The following is an 18494-nucleotide window of genomic DNA, read 5'->3' on the forward strand; positions in this document are numbered from 1 at the left end:
TTATCAACCTTAAATGAATTGTTTGGAGTATATATTCTGAGTTTCTTTTCCATTAGGATTTGTAAAATTCCAAGTAGGCTTTTAAATTATGAATAGTTGAATTTTTATTGTTTTTCGAGGTATTACCGCTAACGTTCCGGCGCTTGGCGAGGTTGCGAGCTTCGGAACCGATTATTTTCTATCAAAGATAAAATTTCTTGCGAAAAATAAACGTGAATTTACTACAAAATTCGCAATCTTGCCAAACGCCTGTTACCAGCAGTATTTACTTTTTAAGATCAAAATACATTTTTGCAGGAATTTCAATTATTTCCCCTTTATAACGCATTTTTACCAAAAGTTCTAAATTTTTGTCGTTCAATGACTTAGGTGTGAAGCTATAATTAAATCTTGTTTTCGTGTCTTTTCCAATCTTTATTTTTTCCTTTCCTTCAACTTTATATATTTCGTATTCAGGCAACTTTTTATTGAATGTTTGGAAAAGCATAACAACGTTATTTTTTTGCCCAACTTTTAAAACTGTTTCATCTGCAATGCCAATTAATATTTGCGAGTGTAAAAATTCTTCTTCGAAGTTAGATAGAGAATCTTTTAAGGTTAAAACTTGGCTTTTCAATTCTTTATTTTCTATTTCCAGTTTGTTTAATTCCTTATCATTTGATTTTTCACAACTCAACGTTAGTAAAAATATAATTGTAATTAAAATATAGTTTCTCATATTCAGTTTAAATAATAATATTTTAAAGATTCTTCATTCTTCTTTAATTCTGCGATAATATTGCTGGTAACGTTTCCTTGCTAGAGCTTGTGGCGGCTTATGGAAAGCTTTTTTTCCATAACCGCCCAAGCGAAGTTATGAAAAGTAAACGAACAATTTACCGAAAAACTAGCCATAAGTTTTAGCAAGTGTTGGCGGCTGGATATCTAGCTATTAAAAATTTCCATTTCCTCGATTACTTTCCACGAATCATAAAACTTGGGTTCATTTTCTATTAACTCATATGGATAATAGAAAGTATAAGCAAAGCTTTCTATTTTGTGTTCAACATAAACAGCAATTGCATCTGTATTTTTCTCTTTTAATTTTACATCATAAAATATGGCAAATGCAATAAAATCATTTTGTTTTAGACGCAATTCACTTTTAATTCTTTCAATTACTGATGTCGATTTCGGAAATTTATTTCCATCTTTATCATTTGTCAAAAACTGATCTACAGTTTTGTCATTTTTTACTACTGAAGCTAAAGGATAAAACTCTCCATAATCTTTGAGTAAATTTTCCACAAAGGGGAAAGTAATATTTAGGATATTTTGGATATCGTTCATTAGTTCAATTTTGCAGTTTCTTTCTTTTATCTTGCCGCCAACTTGTATATATGCGAAGCAAACCTTCGTGTGTACACCCAAATTTGGGTAGATTGGCGAAGGTTTGTTTCGCTTTTTGTTTTTTCAAATATAGTAAATTTCTCTTATAAATCATCAAACGGACTTTTAATTTGTTGCAAACTTTTCGTACTTACGTGCGTGTAAATTTCGGTAGTTTTACTGCTGCTATGCCCTAGTAATTCTTGAATGTAGCGTAAATCGGTACCACTTTCTAGTAAGTGTGTAGCAAAACTATGTCGCAACCAGTGCAAAGTGGCGGGCTTTGTTATTCCTGCTTTTTTAAGTGCCTGTTTCAATATCAGTTGTAAACTTCTGGCATCATAGGGTTGACCTTTGATTTGTCCTTCAAATAAGTACTTCATGGGTTTGTGCATGATATAATATTCCCGAAGCATTTCTAAAATTTTGGGCGACAATGGGGCAATGCGATCTTTTTGACCTTTAGCTTTTTTAAGTAAAACCAAGTTTCTTTTGGAATCGATATGAACGGGTTGCAGTGCTAATAATTCACCACAGCGCAAGCCACAACTATAAATCAAGGAAAGCATTGTTTTGTGTTTGAGGTTGCTGTGGGCATTCAAAATTAGTTTTACTTCTTCTTTGCTTAATACATTGGGTAATACTTTGGCGCGTTTTGGTCTATGTATTTTGTCAATGTCAATTTTAGTGTCCATTACTATTTTAAAAAAGAGTTTGATGGCGTTTACAATTTGGTTTTGATAGGATTCAGACAGGTTTTTATGTAGGATGTAATTGTTATTGAATAGGATTACATCATTATTGTCAATGTCGGGGATGTTTTTTTCTGGAAAAAAGAGCAAAAATGTTTTTAGGGCCTCAGAGTAGGTGGTTATGGTGTTTTGGCTATACCTTTTGGATTGCAGCCATTGTTTGAATTTTTCTAAATAATGAATTGCTTCTAGAGAAATTTGCTGTGTGGGGTCTGCTTGAATTTGAAACTGGATTCGGTTTTCAATAGTATCGGGTATGTGCCACAGTTTTTTTTGTTGGCTCCATCTAGCGCCGCTTATTTGCTTGACTTGTTGAATAAGATCTGGGTTTTTTTCAAAATAGAGAGCAATTCTATTTTCGTCTTTATGTTTTAAGGGTGCTGCTTTCCAGTTCATTGTGTCTCTTTTTTGGGGTTTAAAGATACAATTTTTTTAAGATTTTTACTCCATCTTGTAGAATTAAGGAGCGTCTTTTTTTTGTGTAAGGGATGATCCCGAGACTTCGGGAGGTATCCTTGTAGTGTAACGGAAAGATAAAGCCGAAAGCCCGACCCGAAGTTTTTACGTAGGGGTACACCCAAAAGGAATTGAATGCTATTTTGTGGGAATGTAGTGTAGGAAGGTGTTTTTTGATTTGGATTTTGTTTTTTTACCAGTACCAAAAAAAATCCCACCGAAGTGGGACTCTTAAAATGTGGATTGATTTATAGGATGTCGGTTTCTGAAACGGCATGAATTAATTTCTTATTTACAAATTCATCCATCCCCAATGCAGAGAGTTCTCTACCATAACCCGATCTTTTTGTTCCGCCAAAGGGTAAACTTTCGTTTGATTTTGTGGGTTGATTGATGAAAACCATTCCAGAATCGATTTGTTTGGCCATATTTTTTGCTCTTTCTATGTCTTTTGAAAAAATGGAACTCCCTAAACCAAATCGAGTAGCATTGGCCAATTCAATGGCTTCTTCATCATTTTTTACGCGGTAAAAACTGGCTACGGGACCAAATAATTCTTCTTGATACGCGAGCATATCTGGTTTTAAATGGGTTAAAATGGTAGGTTGCATGAAAGCGCCTTTTAAATTTGCTTGCTTTCCTCCAGTAACAACCGTTGCGCCTTGTTTTATGGTGGTGTTTACTTGGTCTAATAAGGTGTCTAGGGCATCTTGACTGGATAATGGACCCAGTTGTGTTTCTTTGTCCATGGGATCGCCCAGTTTTAAGGCTTCCATTTTTTTAGTAAATTTTTCTAAAAACGCATCGGCTACTTGCTCTAAAACAATAAATCTTTTTGAAGCCACGCAACTTTGTCCATTATTGATCATTCGGCCTTTAATTGCTAAGTCGGTTGCTCGGTCAATATCGGCATCTTCCAAAACAATAAACGGATCATTTCCTCCTAATTCTAGTACTGATTTTTTAATGTTTTTTCCAGCAAATTGGGCAAGTGATGCGCCTGCTTTTTCACTTCCGGTTAAACAAGCACCTTGAATTTTTGGGTTTTCAATTAGTTTCTCAATCTTTTTTGAAGATAAAAACAAATTGGTGTATAAACCTTTTGGAGCTTGTATTTCGGTAAAAATATCTTGAAATGCTTGGGCACATTGCGGTACGTTTGAGGAATGTTTGAGCACAATGGTATTCCCAATCATTAAGTTAGGAGCAACCACGCGGGCAACTTGATAGAATGGAAAATTCCAAGGCTCAACGGCAAGAATAACACCAATAGGCGCTTTGGTCAAAACGGCTTCGCCTATAGCGGTAGTTATTTTTTGATCGGCTAAAAATTCAGCTCCATTTTTGGCATAATATTCAAAAATATTGGCGCAATATTCAATTTCATATTCTGATTGTCCGATTAATTTCCCCATTTCGGTGGTGATCATTTCAGACAATTCTTTCTTTTTGGAGCGAAAGGTGGCAGCAATTTTATGTAGTAATGCTGCACGCTCTTCGTGGCTTGTTTTTTTCCAGTCTAAGTAAGCGTCATGTGCATCGTCAATTGCTTGTTCTAGCTTAGAATCTGTAATTTCGTCAAACGTTTTTAGCGTTTCTAAAGTATATGGATTAACGGATTTGATAGCCATAGTTATGTTTTTAAGGGATTATTTGGTGTCGCTTTCGCTGTAAAAATTATTTTCTTCGTCTTCACTGCCCACTTGTTCTTGAGCGTCATCCAGTTCTGAACCGGGAATGTCTAAATCACTTCCAATTCCTTGTGTTGGCAGCGCATTTTCGTCCCAAAGTTCTGGTTTATTTTCTAATTTCTTATTATTCGGAATCGCTTCTATATCCATTTCTTTGTCTTGGTCCAATTGAACAAAAATATCTTCGGTGGCTGGATACTCTAATTTTTCCAGGTTTTTCTCAATAGTACTTTTAGAACTTTCGGCAGCAACCTTAGTGGTATCCTTTTTCATGATTTCTATGTTTTATTTTTTTGTAATTCGGCTAATAATCCAAACGATCACTGCTATTACGGCAATGACTATAAATATGCCAACTCCCATTCCTGCTTTAAAAATGCCTTCTACTACCGAGCAACTTGTAAAAAAGAATGAAATTAGAACTAAGGGAATGATTTTTTTGAGTACCGTTTGCATGATTTTAGGGTGTTTAAATACTACTCCAAAGATCAGTATTTTTTACTTTAAGAGTGTTACAGCATTTCTAAATTAAGTTATAATATTCTTGTCATAAGTGCTATTATTCATTCAAAACAATAAATCAGTATTAAAAAAGCAGAATTAGTTATTCCCAAATTGTAATTCTGTTATCTTTGCCAACAGTAAAAAAGTTATATGAAGTTTGATTTATTAAAAAATGATCCGCTATCTAAGGCCAGAGCGGGAACAATTACAACAGATCACGGTGTGATTGAAACGCCAATTTTTATGCCTGTAGGTACTGTGGCCTCTGTAAAAGGAGTTCACCAAAGGGAATTAAAAAACGATATTAATCCAGATATTATTCTGGGAAATACCTATCACTTATACTTGCGTCCGCAAACTGAAATTCTTGAAAAGGCAGGGGGTTTGCATAAGTTTATGAACTGGGATCGCAATATTTTGACTGATTCTGGCGGGTATCAAGTATATTCTTTGAGTGCCAATAGAAAAATTAAGGAAGAGGGCGTTAAGTTTAAATCCCACATTGATGGTTCTTACCATTTTTTTACGCCTGAGAATGTTATGGAAATTCAGCGAACCATAGGTGCTGATATCATCATGGCATTTGATGAGTGTACGCCTTATCCTTGTGATTACAATTATGCCAAGCGCTCTATGAAAATGACGCACCGCTGGCTAGACCGTTGTATCAATCACCTAGACACACTTCCGTTTAAGTACGGGTATGAGCAAACTTTTTTTCCAATTGTTCAAGGAAGTACGTATAAAGATTTAAGAAGACAATCTGCAGAATATATTGCCAATTCTAACCAACAAGGTAATGCCATAGGCGGTTTATCTGTAGGGGAACCAGCTGAGGAAATGTATGCCATGACCGAAGTAGTGTGTGAAATATTACCTGAGGATAAACCAAGATATTTAATGGGTGTGGGAACGCCTATAAACATTCTTGAGAATATTGCTTTGGGTATTGATATGTTTGATTGTGTGATGCCTACACGTAATGCCCGTAACGGAATGTTGTTTACAGCAAATGGAACCATAAACATTAAGAACAAGAAGTGGGAAGCTGATTTTTCTCCTATTGATGAAATGGGAATCACCTTTGTAGATACAGAATATACAAAAGCCTATTTGCGTCACCTTTTTGCTGCCAATGAATATTTAGGAAAACAAATTGCTACCATTCACAATCTTGGATTTTACATGTGGTTAGTACGCGAGGCTAGAAAACACATCTTAGCAGGAGACTTTAAGCCTTGGAAAGAGATGATGGTTAAAAACATGAGCCAACGTTTGTAAAAAAATGTTTCAGGTTTCAAGTGTAACGTTCTGGCGTTTGCTTTAAACCTGAAACTTTAAACTTGAAACAAAAACATGCTTACAATAATAGACAAATACATTCTTAAAAGATATTTAGCCACATTTGCGGTTATGCTGTTGTTGTTTATTCCAATAGGGATTGTGGTGGATGTATCTGAGAAGATTAATAAACTGCTTGAAAATAAAGTTCCAATTGTTGAAATAGCGCTTTATTATTACAATTTTACGGTTTATTTTGCCAATTCTCTTTTTCCTATATTTTTGTTTTTATCGGTGATTTGGTTTACCTCAAAACTGGCCAATGATACTGAGATTATTGCTATACTGAGTTCGGGTATTTCCTTTACCCGTTTTTTGAGGCCTTATATTATGGGTGCTTCTATAGTATCTGTATTTGTATTGTTGATGGGTTTTTTTGTGGTACCATCTGCTAGTGAAGGTTTTAATAATTTTAGGTATATGTACTTAAAAGGAGGCGGTAAAGAAGCCATGAGAGGTGATAATACCGATGTGTACAGGCAAATAAATGACACCGATTTTATTTATGTAAACAGCTTTAATACCGAGACTAAGACGGCTTTTAGTTTTTCACTAGAGCGTTTTAAAAATGATAAACTGGTACATAAAATTACAGCCAGTAGAATTACTTGGAACCCAAAAGACAGTACCTACACTTTGTTTGACTATGCAAAAAGAACAGTAGGCCCACTAAATGATGTTATTGTAAAACTCCCAGAAAAGAAAGCCGTTTTCGATTTTGACTTAGAGGATTTAACACCAGTAGTGTATATAGCAGAGACCTTAAGTTTAGGTAAACTGAATGCTTTTATAGACAAAGAACGCGAGCGGGGTTCTTCAAACATAAATGTATATCTCGTAGTATTGTATAAAAAATATAGTGTACCTATTTCAGCATTTATTTTAACTATTATTGCAGTCGCTGTTTCATCTATGAAACGTAGAGGCGGAATGGGAACCAATCTAGCCATAGGAATTGCTCTTGCTTTTTCATTTGTATTTTTTGATAAAATCTTTGGTGTACTGGCAGAAAAGTCCAGTATTCCGCCATTACTAGCCGTATGGCTGCCCAATATTGTTTTTGGAATTTTAGCCATTTATTTACTACGCAATGCAAAACGATAATTTAAAAAGTTATTTAAACCTCCATTTAATTGTTTTTATATGGGGTTTCACCGCCATTTTGGGAGCTTTAATTACTATATCTGCTGATGCCTTAGTGTGGTTTAGGATGTTCTTTGCAGGGATTTTTATAGCCGCTTTTTTAGTGTTTTCAAAAAAATCTTTTAAAGTTCCAGTAAAATCTTTATTGAAATTAATGTTTGTAGGATTGTTAATCGCCTTGCATTGGATCTTTTTCTTTAAAGCCATTCATGTCTCAAATGTATCCATAACATTATCGGTATTTTCATTAGGTGCTTTTTTTGCATCCATATTGGAGCCCTTGTTTTATGGCAGAAAAGTCTTGTGGTACGAAGTTTTTTTTGGACTCATCATCATTGCTGGATTAGCCTTAATTATGCAAGTAGAAATCAACTATCTTGATGGGATGTTGTATGCACTTGTTTCTATATTGTTAGGTGTTTTATTTACCTTGATGAACGGTAAATTAATCGCTAATCATGATCCTTCGGTTATTTCTTTTTATGAGTTTGTAGCGGGGGTTGTATTTATATCGGCCTACTTTTTTATACAAGGAAAGTTTACAGCCGCTTTTTTTGAAATGACAGTAAACAACTGGATTCTAATATTAATACTTGCCTCAGTGTGTACCGCTTATGCTTTTACCGCCTCGGTTAAAGTAATGCAAAAACTTACGCCTTACACCGTGATGCTTACCACAAATTTAGAGCCTGTGTACGGGATAATCTTGGCTTATTTTATTTTGGGTGGCAAAGAAAAAATGAGTTTTGAGTTTTACATTGGTGCCATAATAATTGTCATTACTGTGATTCTTAACGGAGTGATCAAACACTACCAGAAATCCAAAACAGCATAGCTTTTGGTACGCTTTAGGAATCAAAATTTTTCACATAAATAGTAAATTAACCTTTTTGAACGATTTAAAATTTTATATTTGCTGTTCGAAATAAAAACAAAAACGCAAAAATCCTATGGAATATTTAGATTTTGAGCTTCCAATAAAAGAACTTGAAGAGCAATTAGACAAATGTCTTATTATTGGTGAAGAATCAGATGTTGATGTAACGAATACTTGCAAACAAATAAGCAAGAAACTAGAAGAAACTAAAAAGAATATTTATAAAAACTTAACGGCTTGGCAACGTGTTCAGCTTTCTAGACACCCAAATAGGCCTTATGTTCTAGAGCATATTACGAATCTTACCAAAGGGACTTTTTTAGAACTTTTTGGAGATAGAGGATTTAAGGACGACAAAGCCATGATAGGTGGTTTGGGTCAAATTAATGGACAATCGTTCATGTTTGTTGGTCAACAAAAAGGGATCAATACTAAAATGCGTCAGTTTCGTAATTTCGGGATGGCAAATCCAGAAGGATATAGAAAAGCATTGCGCTTGATGAAAATGGCCGAGAAATTTGGTATCCCAGTGGTAACACTTATTGATACTCCGGGAGCTTATCCAGGACTTGAGGCTGAAGAGCGCGGACAAGGAGAAGCTATTGCGAGAAACATTTTTGAGATGATTAACTTGAAAGTGCCAATTATTACTATTATTGTAGGTGAAGGTGCTTCAGGTGGCGCATTAGGAATAGGAGTAGGGGATAAGGTATACATGATGGAAAATACATGGTACTCTGTTATTTCCCCTGAATCGTGTTCGTCTATTTTATGGAAAAGTTGGGAGTACAAAGAACAAGCTGCCGATGCTTTGAAACTGACTTCAGCTGATATGAAAAGGCAAAAACTAGTTGATGATATCATACCAGAACCGTTAGGTGGAGCGCATTATGATAAAGAAACTACCTTTAAAACAGTAGAGCAGTATATCTTAAAAGGCTTTAACGAACTGAAAGACTTATCAACAGCTGATCTTATAGCTCAGAGAATGGAGAAATACAGTAAAATGGGAGAGTTTAAAGAATAAAATCTTACAAATTTATAGTTCATCCGTCTCGTACTAAAACCTAGGTCGAGACGGATTTTTTTTGGGTTATGAACAAAAAATAGTTGGTTATCAACATTTATTTGTAACAACTCATCACAGATTTTTTTTAAATTTATGTTACTTTCGCCTTATGGAAAATTTCAGAAATATTAATCCTGTAAAGGTTGATAAAAGCACAATAATAAGCCTAGAAAAAGGAAAATTGCAGCCTCAAGTACTGGAACTAGAGGAAGCAGTTCTAGGCGCAATGATGATCGATAAAAAAGGGGTTGATGATGTAATTGATATTTTACAACCTGATGCTTTTTACAAAGAAGCGCACAAACATATTTTTGAAGCCATCGTTCAATTGTTTACTGAGACACAACCTATAGATTTATTGACGGTATCGGCTCAGCTGAAGAAAAACGCAAAACTAGAGTTGGCAGGTGGCGATTTTTATTTAATCCAGCTTACGCAAAAGATATCCTCATCAGCACATATAGAATTTCACTCTAGAATTATACTTCAAAAATTCATTCAGCGAAGTTTAATTCGGATTTCAACTGAAATTATTGAAGATTCTTATGATGAAACTACAGATGTTTTTGATTTATTAGACAGAGCCGAATCTAAGCTTTATGAAGTTACTCAAGGTAATATAAAACGAAGTTCAGAAACAGCACAAAGTCTTGTACTGCAAGCCAAAAAACGTATTGAAGAAATTGCAGGTCAAGAGGGATTAAGTGGTGTAGCCACTGGTTTTGATAAGTTGGACAAAATTACATCAGGATGGCAACCAAGTGATTTAATTATTATTGCTGCAAGACCCGCCATGGGAAAAACAGCATTTGTATTATCTATGGCTAGGAATATGGCTATTGATTTTAAAATGCCAGTTGCCTTATTTTCTCTAGAGATGGCATCGGTGCAATTAATTACACGTTTAATTTCATCCGAGACTGGATTATCATCTGAAAAACTTCGTACAGGTAAATTAGAAAAACACGAGTGGGAGCAATTAAGTACCAAAGTTAAAAATTTAGAAAAAGCACCTCTTTTTATAGATGACACCCCATCCTTATCTATTTTTGATTTACGTGCCAAGGCAAGACGTTTGGTATCACAACACGGTATCCGTATTATAATTGTAGATTATTTGCAGTTAATGACTGCAGGAGGTAGTGGTAAAGGAGGCGGAAATAGAGAGCAAGAAATATCTACAATTTCCCGAAATTTAAAAGCATTGGCTAAGGAGTTGAATGTGCCCGTTATTGCACTTTCTCAACTATCGCGTGCGGTAGAAACGCGTGGTTCAAGTAAACGTCCGTTACTGTCTGATTTACGTGAATCTGGAGCTATTGAGCAGGATGCTGATATCGTATCTTTCTTGTACCGTCCGGAGTATTATAAAATAGACGAATGGGATGATGACGAAGCTTCGCCAACCACAGGTCAAGCCGAAATCATGATTGCAAAACACCGTAATGGTAGTATAGAAAACGTAAGACTAAAGTTTATAGGACACTTAGGTAAATTTGACAACCTTGAGGATTATAGTGGCGGCTATGATGATTTGCCTTCTAGTATGAACCAAGACGACAATCCTTTTATCACAAAAAATTTGCCATCAGCTAATGAAGCTTTTGGAAGTAATTTTAATGATGATGAAGATGATAGTGATGTACCCTTTTAATAGTGAACTGAAATAACATAGAAATGCCCTCAAAAAATAATTTTTGAGGGCATTTTTTTTGGTAAAATTATCATTGTATTATTAATGAAATTATAATGTTCTTTTTTGAAAAAAATTAAATATCTTAGCAATGCTTATTTAGTAAACTAAGTACTATAAACTAACTAAAATAAAAAGACAATTATGGACAACGAAATTTTTGGAGAATCAATTGAAGTTTCATTACAAACTGCTGAAAAGTGGACCAAAGCTTATAGAGGTAAGCAAGAGTTAGAAGGAAATAAAAAGAAAGTAGATGCTTTTTTAATTCCAAGAGAAAGTCTTGAGGCGGTACTAGCTCTTAAAACAGATGCTGTGCGTGCCTACCTTGGGATTAATGATAAAAAAGAAGAAACACTCATCTTTGTAGGAGCAAATAAAGACGAAAAGGGTATTTACAGAGATGTTTTTGGAACTTCGCAAACTGATGGCGAGGGTGATTCAGATGAAGGTGATATTGTGTATGATGCTTCTAGACCTTGTCCTCCATACGGTGATCCAAACAGCCCACTTCAAAATTGATATTAATAAATTTGATATTTGTTTATTTAGGATATTTTATATTACTAATAAACTTTTTTTTATACTGGGGAGGTTTTTCTAAACATGGGAAAACCTTTCAGTATCTTGTTTATTATCTTACAATTTTAGTGATTGTACAAGTAAGTATGGAAATTTTAGTACTTCAAAGTATAGACAACTTATATCTAGTTCATGGTTATTTTATCGGACAGTTTTTGTGTTTGGGTTTTTTTTACAAATCATTAATGAAGACAATTGCACAAGACAGTATAATAAAGAACACTATGATTGTAGGTTCTTTGTTGTTATTGCTGGATTATTGCTTCTATCCTGAGCAATTTTTTAAGTTTAATTTATTTGAAATTACTCTTACGTCATTACTTGTAGTTTTGTATGCCGTAATGCATTTGTACAATATGTTATTAGAGAATAAGCAGTATTATTATTTAACTATTGGAATAATTTTATATTTATTGTCAAGTACCGTTCTGTTTTTTGTAGGGAACTTAACAATAGGTTTGAGTGATGCTGTTAAGTTTTTGACGTGGACGTTAAATTCTTTTTTAGTAATTCTTTTTCAATTGCTTATTTTCGTTGAATGGAAAAAAAGTTTTTCTGAAAAAGCATTAAAAAGTAACCATGAAAGAAAGTCAAATGTATGAAAAAGAGATTGTTGCAATAATACTGTATACTTCTCTATTTTTTATACTACTAGCTGTAGGCTTAATTGTTTTTTTTTATTTTTCACGTAAACGAATAATCAAAAAAGAATTAGAAAAAAAAGATTTAGAAATTCAATTTAAACAAGATCAAATTCAAGCCGTAATTTTAACGCAAGAAGAAGAACGAAAAAGAATTGCTCAGGATTTGCATGATGACATAAGTTCAAAATTGAATGTGGTGGCCTTAAACAGTCATTTGTTAAACAGTCCTAATTTGACTGAGAAGGAAGTTCAGGAAATAACGCAAAATATAATTGATTTAACAGGCAAGGCATTGGACAGTTCCAGAAAAATTGCACACGCGTTGCTACCGCCTGTTTTAGAAAAATTTGGTTTACATGCAGGAGTCGAAGAACTGTGTTTAGAGTATAGCAATTCAAAGGCTGTAATGGTAAATTATAGCTGTAGAACTGAGTTCAACATAGCAGAAAATGATCGTCATTTACATGTGTTCAGGATTTTACAGGAACTAATGAATAATTCATTGCGCCATGGAAAAGCAACAAAAATTGCTATTCTTTTTGAGGAAATTGAAGGTAAAAAGCAATGTACGTATTCAGATAATGGTATTGGTTTTCTAATACATAATTCTGAAAATATGAAAGGTTTAGGAATGAAAAATATTGAAAGCCGAATTGCTTTTTTAAAAGGTACTATCGATATAAAATCAGCACCAAATGAGGGAGTTATAATTATTTTTAATTTTGAATGATGAAAAATAGTATAAAAATTATTATAGTTGATGATGAAATACTTTTTAGAAAAGGAATTTCATTTTTATTGGATAGAGAAAATAATATTGATGTAATTTATGAAGCTTCAAGTGGTGGAGAACTATTGGCTTTTCTTGAAAGCAATCATGACAATCATCCTGATATTATCATAATGGATTTGAAAATGCAGGGTATAAATGGTGTAGAGGCTACAAAAATAATTCATACCGTTTATCCAAGTATAAAAATTATTGCTTTAACAAGTTACAATACAAAATCGTTTATATTAAATATGATTGCTGTTGGAGCAGTGGCTTATCTAGTAAAAAATTCTACTCCACAAGAACTATTGGTTACTATTAATGAAGTGGCCGAAAGGGGATATTACTACACAGATTACATTATGAAAGTAATTCAAGAGGATATTTCAACAGTAAAGAAAACAAAATGTATATTAGATCCTAACTTTTTGACTACTAGGGAAATTCAAATATTAAAACTTATTTGCGATCAAAAAAGTAGTACTGAAATTGCAGACACATTGTTTATAAGTCCGAGAACCGTGGAAGGGCATAGAAATAATCTACTTTTAAAAACAGAATCAAGAAATATTGCAGGTTTAGTACTTTTTGCAATTCAATACGAAATCATGGCTATTGATTAGAACAATCTAAAAGTTAAAAATGTACAGAGATTTTAAAGTAATTATTTTGTTATTGACAATTATTGAAATGAAGGAGCTTGTTGAAGTTTTTGACTAATAAAAAGTTTCATAGTTTCCTGCAATTGCTCGTTTAATAACTCACTATCATAATAATTGAAAATAGTTTTTTTAAATGTAATACTTTGAATTACAAAATGAATCCTATAATCCATTTCTTGAATAGACATCTTTTTTACAAACTTAGAGTGAAAAGGATTCACAAAATAACTAAAACCCAAACGCATTGTTGATTTTTTTAAAATTCCAAACTCAATATCATTCAAAGAAATTGCAGTATGGGCAATTCGTATTCTTTTTAAGTTATACCTACTGTTCAAGTCAATATTTTCTTTTTTCATGATTAAAAAATAAGCGTAATAAATATTGATCCAGAATGTTTTTTTTAAATCATCTGTATTTAAGTTTTTTTCTAATTTATCTGCGCGGGTGAAGTAAAGCTGTCGTCTTAATGAGGTTGTATCCCCATTTGATTGAGCTACAGATAAAATTTCAGCTGATAAATTGGTGTAATAATTTTTCAAAGTTATTTTGTTTTAAAATTATTTAAGAGAGGTATTGGAAACATATTACATAGAAAAAAATAATAAATAGGACTAATAAGCATAGGCCTATTTTTTTTAAAATATCCAAAGGGTTCATAGGTGTATTGTTAAAGCTGTTATTCCAAGTTTCATTTTTCATGGTTCGTTTATTTAATTATTGCAAGTTAGGTTTAAACCAATAAGTGAGTACGCGTATTAATACGTGTTTTTATTCTCTATATTTAAATTAAATAGTTAAAATATTTAACCATGAGTAGCTTAGTTACTATATTTGGATTATAAATAAATTAAATATGCAAAAACGTTTTATCATACTTGTATTATTCTTGTTTTCTGGTACCATGCAAGCTTCTTTTTTATTGTTGCCTATGGATGAAACGGTTCAAAAAAATCATTTAAAAGCTTACGGAATTACGTTTTGGTGTTTGAACAAAGATTATAAAGCCAGTTGGCTTCTTAATTATAGAGGCGGTTCTTTTTTACTTCCCGATGTAGAAGAAATACGAAGAGAATGCCAAATACGAGGTGTGACTTTTGAGGTGCTTTCAGATCAAGAACAAGCCACTATTTTAAATGAGATTTCAAGTCCATCACAAAATATGGAATCCGTGGTGCTTGAAAAAGCCCCAAAGATTGCAGTGTATACTCCAAAAGGGAAACAACCTTGGGATGATGCTGTAACGCTTGTGTTAACTTATGCTGAGATTCCGTTTACGCCCATTTATGATGAGGAAGTTTTATCGGATCAACTGCTGCTTTATGATTGGTTGCATTTACACCACGAAGATTTTACAGGACAGTATGGTAAATTTTATAATGCATTTAAAAATGTGCCTTGGTATATTGAGCAAAAGAAAGATTCTGAACTGCTTGCAACCAAATTAGGGTACACAAAAGTTTCACATCAAAAAGGAGCTGTTGCCAAAAAAATTAGAGATTTTGTTGTAGGTGGAGGTTTTATGTTTGCTATGTGTTCTGCTACAGATAGTTTTGATATTGCACTAGCAGCAGATGGGGTTGATATTTGCGAGGCTATGTTTGATGGAGATGCTAGCGAAGGTAATTATCAAACCAAGATGAATTACAGCAGTTCTTTTGCTTTTAAAGATTTTACATTAGAACGAAAACCAGAAGTATATGAATTCTCAGATATTGATATGACGCCTAAACGCAGAATACCACCAGATAAAGATTATTTCACACTCATGGATTTTTCCGCAAAATGGGATCCCATTCCTAGTATGTTATGCCAGAATCATACCCAGTTAATCAAGGGATTTATGGGACAAACTACAGCTTATGATTCAGGGTTGATAAAATCTAATGTTTTAGTCATGGGAAGCTGTGAGTTAAATGCAGAAGCTAGGTATATTCATGGTCAAAAAGGAAAAGGAATGTTTACTTTTTATGGTGGTCATGATCCTGAGGATTTTCAGCACCAAGTGGGTGATCCACCTACTGTTTTGGATTTGCATCCCAATTCGCCAGGATACCGCCTTATATTGAACAACGTATTGTTTCCGGCTGCCAAAAAGAAAAAATTGAAAACGTAAATCGTATTGAAAAAAAAAACCAGTCTTTGAACTGGTTTTCTGTTTTTTAGCCCTGATGGAAGTGGCATCTCCCGATTTTAAAAACAAGGCTTTTTTGCCGTAGTTTTTTAAGCGGGAATATAACGGACAGCAGGAATAGCTCCAAGAAAAAAAGAAATTAAAACGTCTCTTTTTCGTTTTCTTTGTCAAGGTATTCTTGAACTATTTCGATAGCATTAGTTACTACATCACTCAATGCGGTAATAAAACTGCCTTCTTCGGCGCAATTGATAGCGTGTTTTATGGCTTCAGTTTCTTTTGGAATAATTTCGTAGGTAACATCTTTACCTGAGGTTTTAATGCCTTCAAGAATTAAATTGATAATTTCTTCTTCGGTTCTGCCTCTTAAAAACTTTTCTTGTCTGATGATAATGTGATCAAACATGCGTGCTGCAATGTGGGCACATTCTCTAATATCTTCATCTCTACGATCTCCTACGCCTGCTATAATACCTATTTTTTTGGATGCAGTTACGCTTTCCAAATAATCGGCAACTCCTTTATATCCAGATGCATTGTGAGCAAAATCAATAAGAACTTTGAATTTTTTAAACTCGAAAATATTCATACGTCCCGGTGTTTGCGCTGCACTGGGAATAAATGTTTTTAAGGATTGACTAATATCACCCGTTTTGAATCCCCATAAATAACTTGCTAGCGTTGCAGCAAGAACGTTTGCAATCATGAATTTAGCTTTCCCTCCTAATGTTAGCGGGACTAGTGTAGCTTTTTCCACTCTTATTTTCCATTCTCCTTTTTTGATGGTTATAAAACCATTTTCATAAACGGCTACAGTTTTTCCTTCAGCGCATTGCTTTTTTATGAATTCGCTATTTTCATTTAAACTAAAGTAGGCTACATTGCACTGGAGGTCGTTTGCAATTTTAATGCAATGTTCATCATCTCCATTTAAAACTGCCCATCCATTCTTTTTAACACTTCTAACCACAGTTGCTTTTACTCTGGCAAGATCACTCAGGGTGTGTATGTCACTTAAACCTAAGTGGTCTTCTTGAATGTTTGTAATTACCCCAATATCGCAAAGGCTAAATCCTAGTCCAGATCTCAGGATTCCGCCTCGTGCTGTTTCTAGGACTGCAAATTCTACTGTTGGATCTCTCAAGATGTACTCGGCGCTTAATGGTCCTGTTGTATCTCCTTTTTCCATCATGTGGTTTTGCACATAAATACCATCTGATGTGGTAAAACCAACTTTAAATCCATTATTTTTTACAATATGTGCTAAAAGTCGGGTAGTGGTCGTTTTACCATTGGTTCCCGTCACCGCAATAATAGGAATTCTACATGATTTTCCTGGAGGATAAAGCATGTCAATCACTGGAGCGGCAACGTTTCTTGGCAATCCTTCTGAGGGAGCCAAATGCATTCTAAAACCCGGTGCTGCATTAACCTCTAGAATAACTCCGCCATTTTCTTTTAAAGGTTGTGTTAAATTCTCGGCCATGATATCAACTCCGCATACATCAAGTCCTATAACTCTAGAGATACGCTCTGCTAGAAAAATATTTTCAGGATGCATCATATCAGTCACATCAACTGATGTGCCTCCAGTACTTAAATTTGCAGTTGATTTTAAAAATACGGTTTCACCATTGTTAGGAATGGTTTCAAGTGTGTAGTTTAGTTTTTCTAGTAAATCTTCGGTATCACGATCAACATCAATTTGTGTCAATACATTTTCATGACCGTAGCCTCTTCTCGGATCTAAGTTAGTAGTATCTATTAATTGCTGTATGGTATCAACGCCATTACCTATAACATGAGCAGGAACTCTTTTTGCTGCTGCTACTAGTTTGTTATCAATTACAAGAACTCTAAAATCAAAACCTGTGATGAATTTTTCTACAATCACTCGTTTGCCATAGGTTTGAGCAAATGCAAGTCCTGCTACTGCATCTTCCCAATTGGTTACGTTTATGGAAGCGCCTTTTCCGTGGTTGCCTCCCAACGGTTTAAGCACAATAGGATAGCCTATTTTTTTGATCACATCGGCTAAGGTTTCTTCATCAACACAAATACTTCCGCTGGCTACAGGAATAGAAGCATTCTCTAGCATTTTTTTTGTTTGTTCTTTATTACAAGCTATATCAACTGCTATACTACTTGTTTTGCAGGTAATTGTAGCTTGAAAGCGCATTTGATTTATGCCATATCCTAATTGTACTAATGAGTTAGTTCCAAGACGTATCCATGGAATATCACGCGAAACGGCCTCATCTACTATACTCCCTGTACTTGGTCCTAACCTAACACGTTCTCTAATTTCACGCATTTTTTGCAAGTTGGCATCAATATCATATTCCTTACCCGCAATTAAGGCTTCGGCAATTGCAACGGAAGCTTCGGCAGCAAATAAACCTACATTTTCTTCAGTGTAACTAAAAACAACATTATAAGTTCCTGGAGTTTTAGTTTCTCTGGTTCTACCAAAACCAGTTTCCATTCCAGCTAAAGTTTGAATTTCGAGCGCAATATGTTCAATTACATGTCCCATCCATGTACCTCGATCTACCCTTGAGAAAAATCCACCTCTGCAACCTTCAGAGCATCTATGTTCTATCATGCTGGGCAACATAGCTTCTATTCTTTTCCTAAAACCTTCGATTTTATTGGTAGGAAATTGTTCCATTTCCTCCAAATCCAATCGCATTTGGATTAATTTTTTTCGTTGAATACTCCAAATATTCGGTCCACGTAGGGCTTGTATTTTAATAATTTTCATAAAAGCAAAATGATTTTTTTAGGTGAAAGCCAAACAGATGTT

General features: G+C 34.2%; 18 protein-coding genes. 10 read left to right on the forward strand and 8 right to left on the reverse strand.

Annotated elements, in window-relative coordinates:
• Window positions 1-265 precede the first annotated feature (265 nt).
• The 6 genes from FPG59_RS07045 to FPG59_RS16545 form a co-directional block, all read right to left on the reverse strand.
• Window positions 266-718 carry a hypothetical protein gene (locus FPG59_RS07045; protein WP_086453917.1) on the reverse strand — a complete coding sequence of 151 codons (453 nt, stop codon included), beginning with the start codon at window positions 716-718 and terminating at the stop codon, window positions 266-268.
• 206 nt (window positions 719-924) lie between these two features.
• Complete coding sequence (locus FPG59_RS07050; RefSeq protein ID WP_086453918.1) at window positions 925-1329, reverse strand: hypothetical protein; 405 nt, start codon at window positions 1327-1329, stop codon at window positions 925-927.
• Between the two features lie 143 nt (window positions 1330-1472).
• Window positions 1473-2516 (reverse strand): site-specific tyrosine recombinase/integron integrase, encoded by a 1044-nt coding sequence (xerA, locus tag FPG59_RS07055; protein WP_086453919.1) that lies wholly within the window; start codon window positions 2514-2516, stop codon window positions 1473-1475.
• Between the two features lie 308 nt (window positions 2517-2824).
• Entirely contained in the window at window positions 2825-4207 is a 1383-nt protein-coding gene (locus FPG59_RS07065) for an NAD-dependent succinate-semialdehyde dehydrogenase (protein WP_086453921.1), read from the reverse strand.
• A gap of 18 nt (window positions 4208-4225) precedes the next feature.
• On the reverse strand, window positions 4226-4540 hold the full coding sequence (locus FPG59_RS07070; protein ID WP_086453922.1) for a hypothetical protein: 315 nt from the start codon (window positions 4538-4540) through the stop codon (window positions 4226-4228).
• Between the two features lie 12 nt (window positions 4541-4552).
• A complete protein-coding gene (locus tag FPG59_RS16545) occupies window positions 4553-4723 on the reverse strand; it encodes a hypothetical protein (RefSeq protein WP_176330707.1) in 171 nt (56 codons plus the stop codon).
• Between the two features lie 198 nt (window positions 4724-4921).
• On the opposite strand from FPG59_RS16545, the gene tgt reads away from it, so the two are divergent.
• The 9 genes from tgt to FPG59_RS07115 all read left to right on the forward strand — a co-directional run bounded on the left by tgt (window position 4922) and on the right by FPG59_RS07115 (window position 13515).
• Window positions 4922-6052 carry a tRNA guanosine(34) transglycosylase Tgt gene (gene tgt, locus FPG59_RS07075; protein ID WP_086453923.1) on the forward strand — a complete coding sequence of 377 codons (1131 nt, stop codon included), beginning with the start codon at window positions 4922-4924 and terminating at the stop codon, window positions 6050-6052.
• Between the two features lie 75 nt (window positions 6053-6127).
• Window positions 6128-7216: an LptF/LptG family permease gene (locus FPG59_RS07080; protein WP_086453924.1), complete on the forward strand. Its 1089-nt coding sequence runs from the start codon at window positions 6128-6130 to the stop codon at window positions 7214-7216.
• Window positions 7203-8090 carry a DMT family transporter gene (locus FPG59_RS07085; protein WP_086453925.1) on the forward strand — a complete coding sequence of 296 codons (888 nt, stop codon included), beginning with the start codon at window positions 7203-7205 and terminating at the stop codon, window positions 8088-8090. The genes FPG59_RS07080 and FPG59_RS07085 overlap by 14 nt, the downstream gene beginning before the upstream one ends.
• A gap of 115 nt (window positions 8091-8205) precedes the next feature.
• Entirely contained in the window at window positions 8206-9159 is a 954-nt protein-coding gene (locus FPG59_RS07090) for an acetyl-CoA carboxylase carboxyltransferase subunit alpha (RefSeq protein WP_086453926.1), read from the forward strand.
• A 151-nt stretch (window positions 9160-9310) separates the two neighbouring features.
• On the forward strand, window positions 9311-10855 hold the full coding sequence (gene dnaB / locus FPG59_RS07095; protein WP_086453927.1) for a replicative DNA helicase: 1545 nt from the start codon (window positions 9311-9313) through the stop codon (window positions 10853-10855).
• A gap of 183 nt (window positions 10856-11038) precedes the next feature.
• Complete coding sequence (locus FPG59_RS07100) at window positions 11039-11416, forward strand: hypothetical protein (RefSeq protein ID WP_086453928.1); 378 nt, start codon at window positions 11039-11041, stop codon at window positions 11414-11416.
• 245 nt (window positions 11417-11661) lie between these two features.
• Entirely contained in the window at window positions 11662-12078 is a 417-nt protein-coding gene (locus FPG59_RS07105; protein ID WP_254906662.1) for a hypothetical protein, read from the forward strand.
• Window positions 12056-12850, forward strand: coding sequence for a sensor histidine kinase (locus tag FPG59_RS07110; protein ID WP_086453929.1), 795 nt, complete (start codon window positions 12056-12058; stop codon window positions 12848-12850). Before FPG59_RS07105 ends, FPG59_RS07110 begins: the two co-directional genes overlap by 23 nt.
• Window positions 12850-13515 carry a response regulator transcription factor gene (locus tag FPG59_RS07115; RefSeq protein ID WP_086453930.1) on the forward strand — a complete coding sequence of 222 codons (666 nt, stop codon included), beginning with the start codon at window positions 12850-12852 and terminating at the stop codon, window positions 13513-13515. The genes FPG59_RS07110 and FPG59_RS07115 overlap by 1 nt, the downstream gene beginning before the upstream one ends.
• A 59-nt stretch (window positions 13516-13574) precedes the next feature.
• On the opposite strand, the gene FPG59_RS07120 is transcribed toward FPG59_RS07115, so the two are convergent.
• Entirely contained in the window at window positions 13575-14096 is a 522-nt protein-coding gene (locus FPG59_RS07120) for a DUF547 domain-containing protein (RefSeq protein WP_176330708.1), read from the reverse strand.
• A 314-nt stretch (window positions 14097-14410) separates the two neighbouring features.
• Between FPG59_RS07120 and FPG59_RS07125 the strand changes: the two genes are divergently transcribed.
• Window positions 14411-15670 carry an asparagine synthetase B gene (locus FPG59_RS07125; protein WP_086453932.1) on the forward strand — a complete coding sequence of 420 codons (1260 nt, stop codon included), beginning with the start codon at window positions 14411-14413 and terminating at the stop codon, window positions 15668-15670.
• A 157-nt stretch (window positions 15671-15827) separates the two neighbouring features.
• On the opposite strand, the gene cphA is transcribed toward FPG59_RS07125, so the two are convergent.
• Complete coding sequence (cphA, locus tag FPG59_RS07130; RefSeq protein ID WP_086453933.1) at window positions 15828-18452, reverse strand: cyanophycin synthetase; 2625 nt, start codon at window positions 18450-18452, stop codon at window positions 15828-15830.
• Window positions 18453-18494 lie beyond the last annotated feature (42 nt).

It is taken from the genome of Flavobacterium sp. FPG59, from assembly GCF_002150205.1.
GTDB lineage: Bacteria > Bacteroidota > Bacteroidia > Flavobacteriales > Flavobacteriaceae > Flavobacterium.

Coding starts and splice junctions, on each gene's coding strand:
- FPG59_RS07125 (WP_086453932.1), top strand. CDS start 14,411: ATGCAAAAACGTTTTATCATACTTGTATTATTCTTGTTTTCTGGTACC.
- FPG59_RS07050 (WP_086453918.1), bottom strand. CDS start 1,329: ATGAACGATATCCAAAATATCCTAAATATTACTTTCCCCTTTGTGGAA.
- FPG59_RS07105 (WP_254906662.1), top strand. CDS start 11,662: ATGAAGACAATTGCACAAGACAGTATAATAAAGAACACTATGATTGTA.
- FPG59_RS07115 (WP_086453930.1), top strand. CDS start 12,850: ATGAAAAATAGTATAAAAATTATTATAGTTGATGATGAAATACTTTTT.
- tgt (WP_086453923.1), top strand. CDS start 4,922: ATGAAGTTTGATTTATTAAAAAATGATCCGCTATCTAAGGCCAGAGCG.
- FPG59_RS16545 (WP_176330707.1), bottom strand. CDS start 4,723: ATGCAAACGGTACTCAAAAAAATCATTCCCTTAGTTCTAATTTCATTC.
- dnaB (WP_086453927.1), top strand. CDS start 9,311: ATGGAAAATTTCAGAAATATTAATCCTGTAAAGGTTGATAAAAGCACA.
- FPG59_RS07100 (WP_086453928.1), top strand. CDS start 11,039: ATGGACAACGAAATTTTTGGAGAATCAATTGAAGTTTCATTACAAACT.
- xerA (WP_086453919.1), bottom strand. CDS start 2,516: ATGAACTGGAAAGCAGCACCCTTAAAACATAAAGACGAAAATAGAATT.
- FPG59_RS07065 (WP_086453921.1), bottom strand. CDS start 4,207: ATGGCTATCAAATCCGTTAATCCATATACTTTAGAAACGCTAAAAACG.
- FPG59_RS07070 (WP_086453922.1), bottom strand. CDS start 4,540: ATGAAAAAGGATACCACTAAGGTTGCTGCCGAAAGTTCTAAAAGTACT.
- FPG59_RS07085 (WP_086453925.1), top strand. CDS start 7,203: ATGCAAAACGATAATTTAAAAAGTTATTTAAACCTCCATTTAATTGTT.
- FPG59_RS07080 (WP_086453924.1), top strand. CDS start 6,128: ATGCTTACAATAATAGACAAATACATTCTTAAAAGATATTTAGCCACA.
- FPG59_RS07045 (WP_086453917.1), bottom strand. CDS start 718: ATGAGAAACTATATTTTAATTACAATTATATTTTTACTAACGTTGAGT.
- FPG59_RS07110 (WP_086453929.1), top strand. CDS start 12,056: ATGAAAGAAAGTCAAATGTATGAAAAAGAGATTGTTGCAATAATACTG.
- cphA (WP_086453933.1), bottom strand. CDS start 18,452: ATGAAAATTATTAAAATACAAGCCCTACGTGGACCGAATATTTGGAGT.
- FPG59_RS07090 (WP_086453926.1), top strand. CDS start 8,206: ATGGAATATTTAGATTTTGAGCTTCCAATAAAAGAACTTGAAGAGCAA.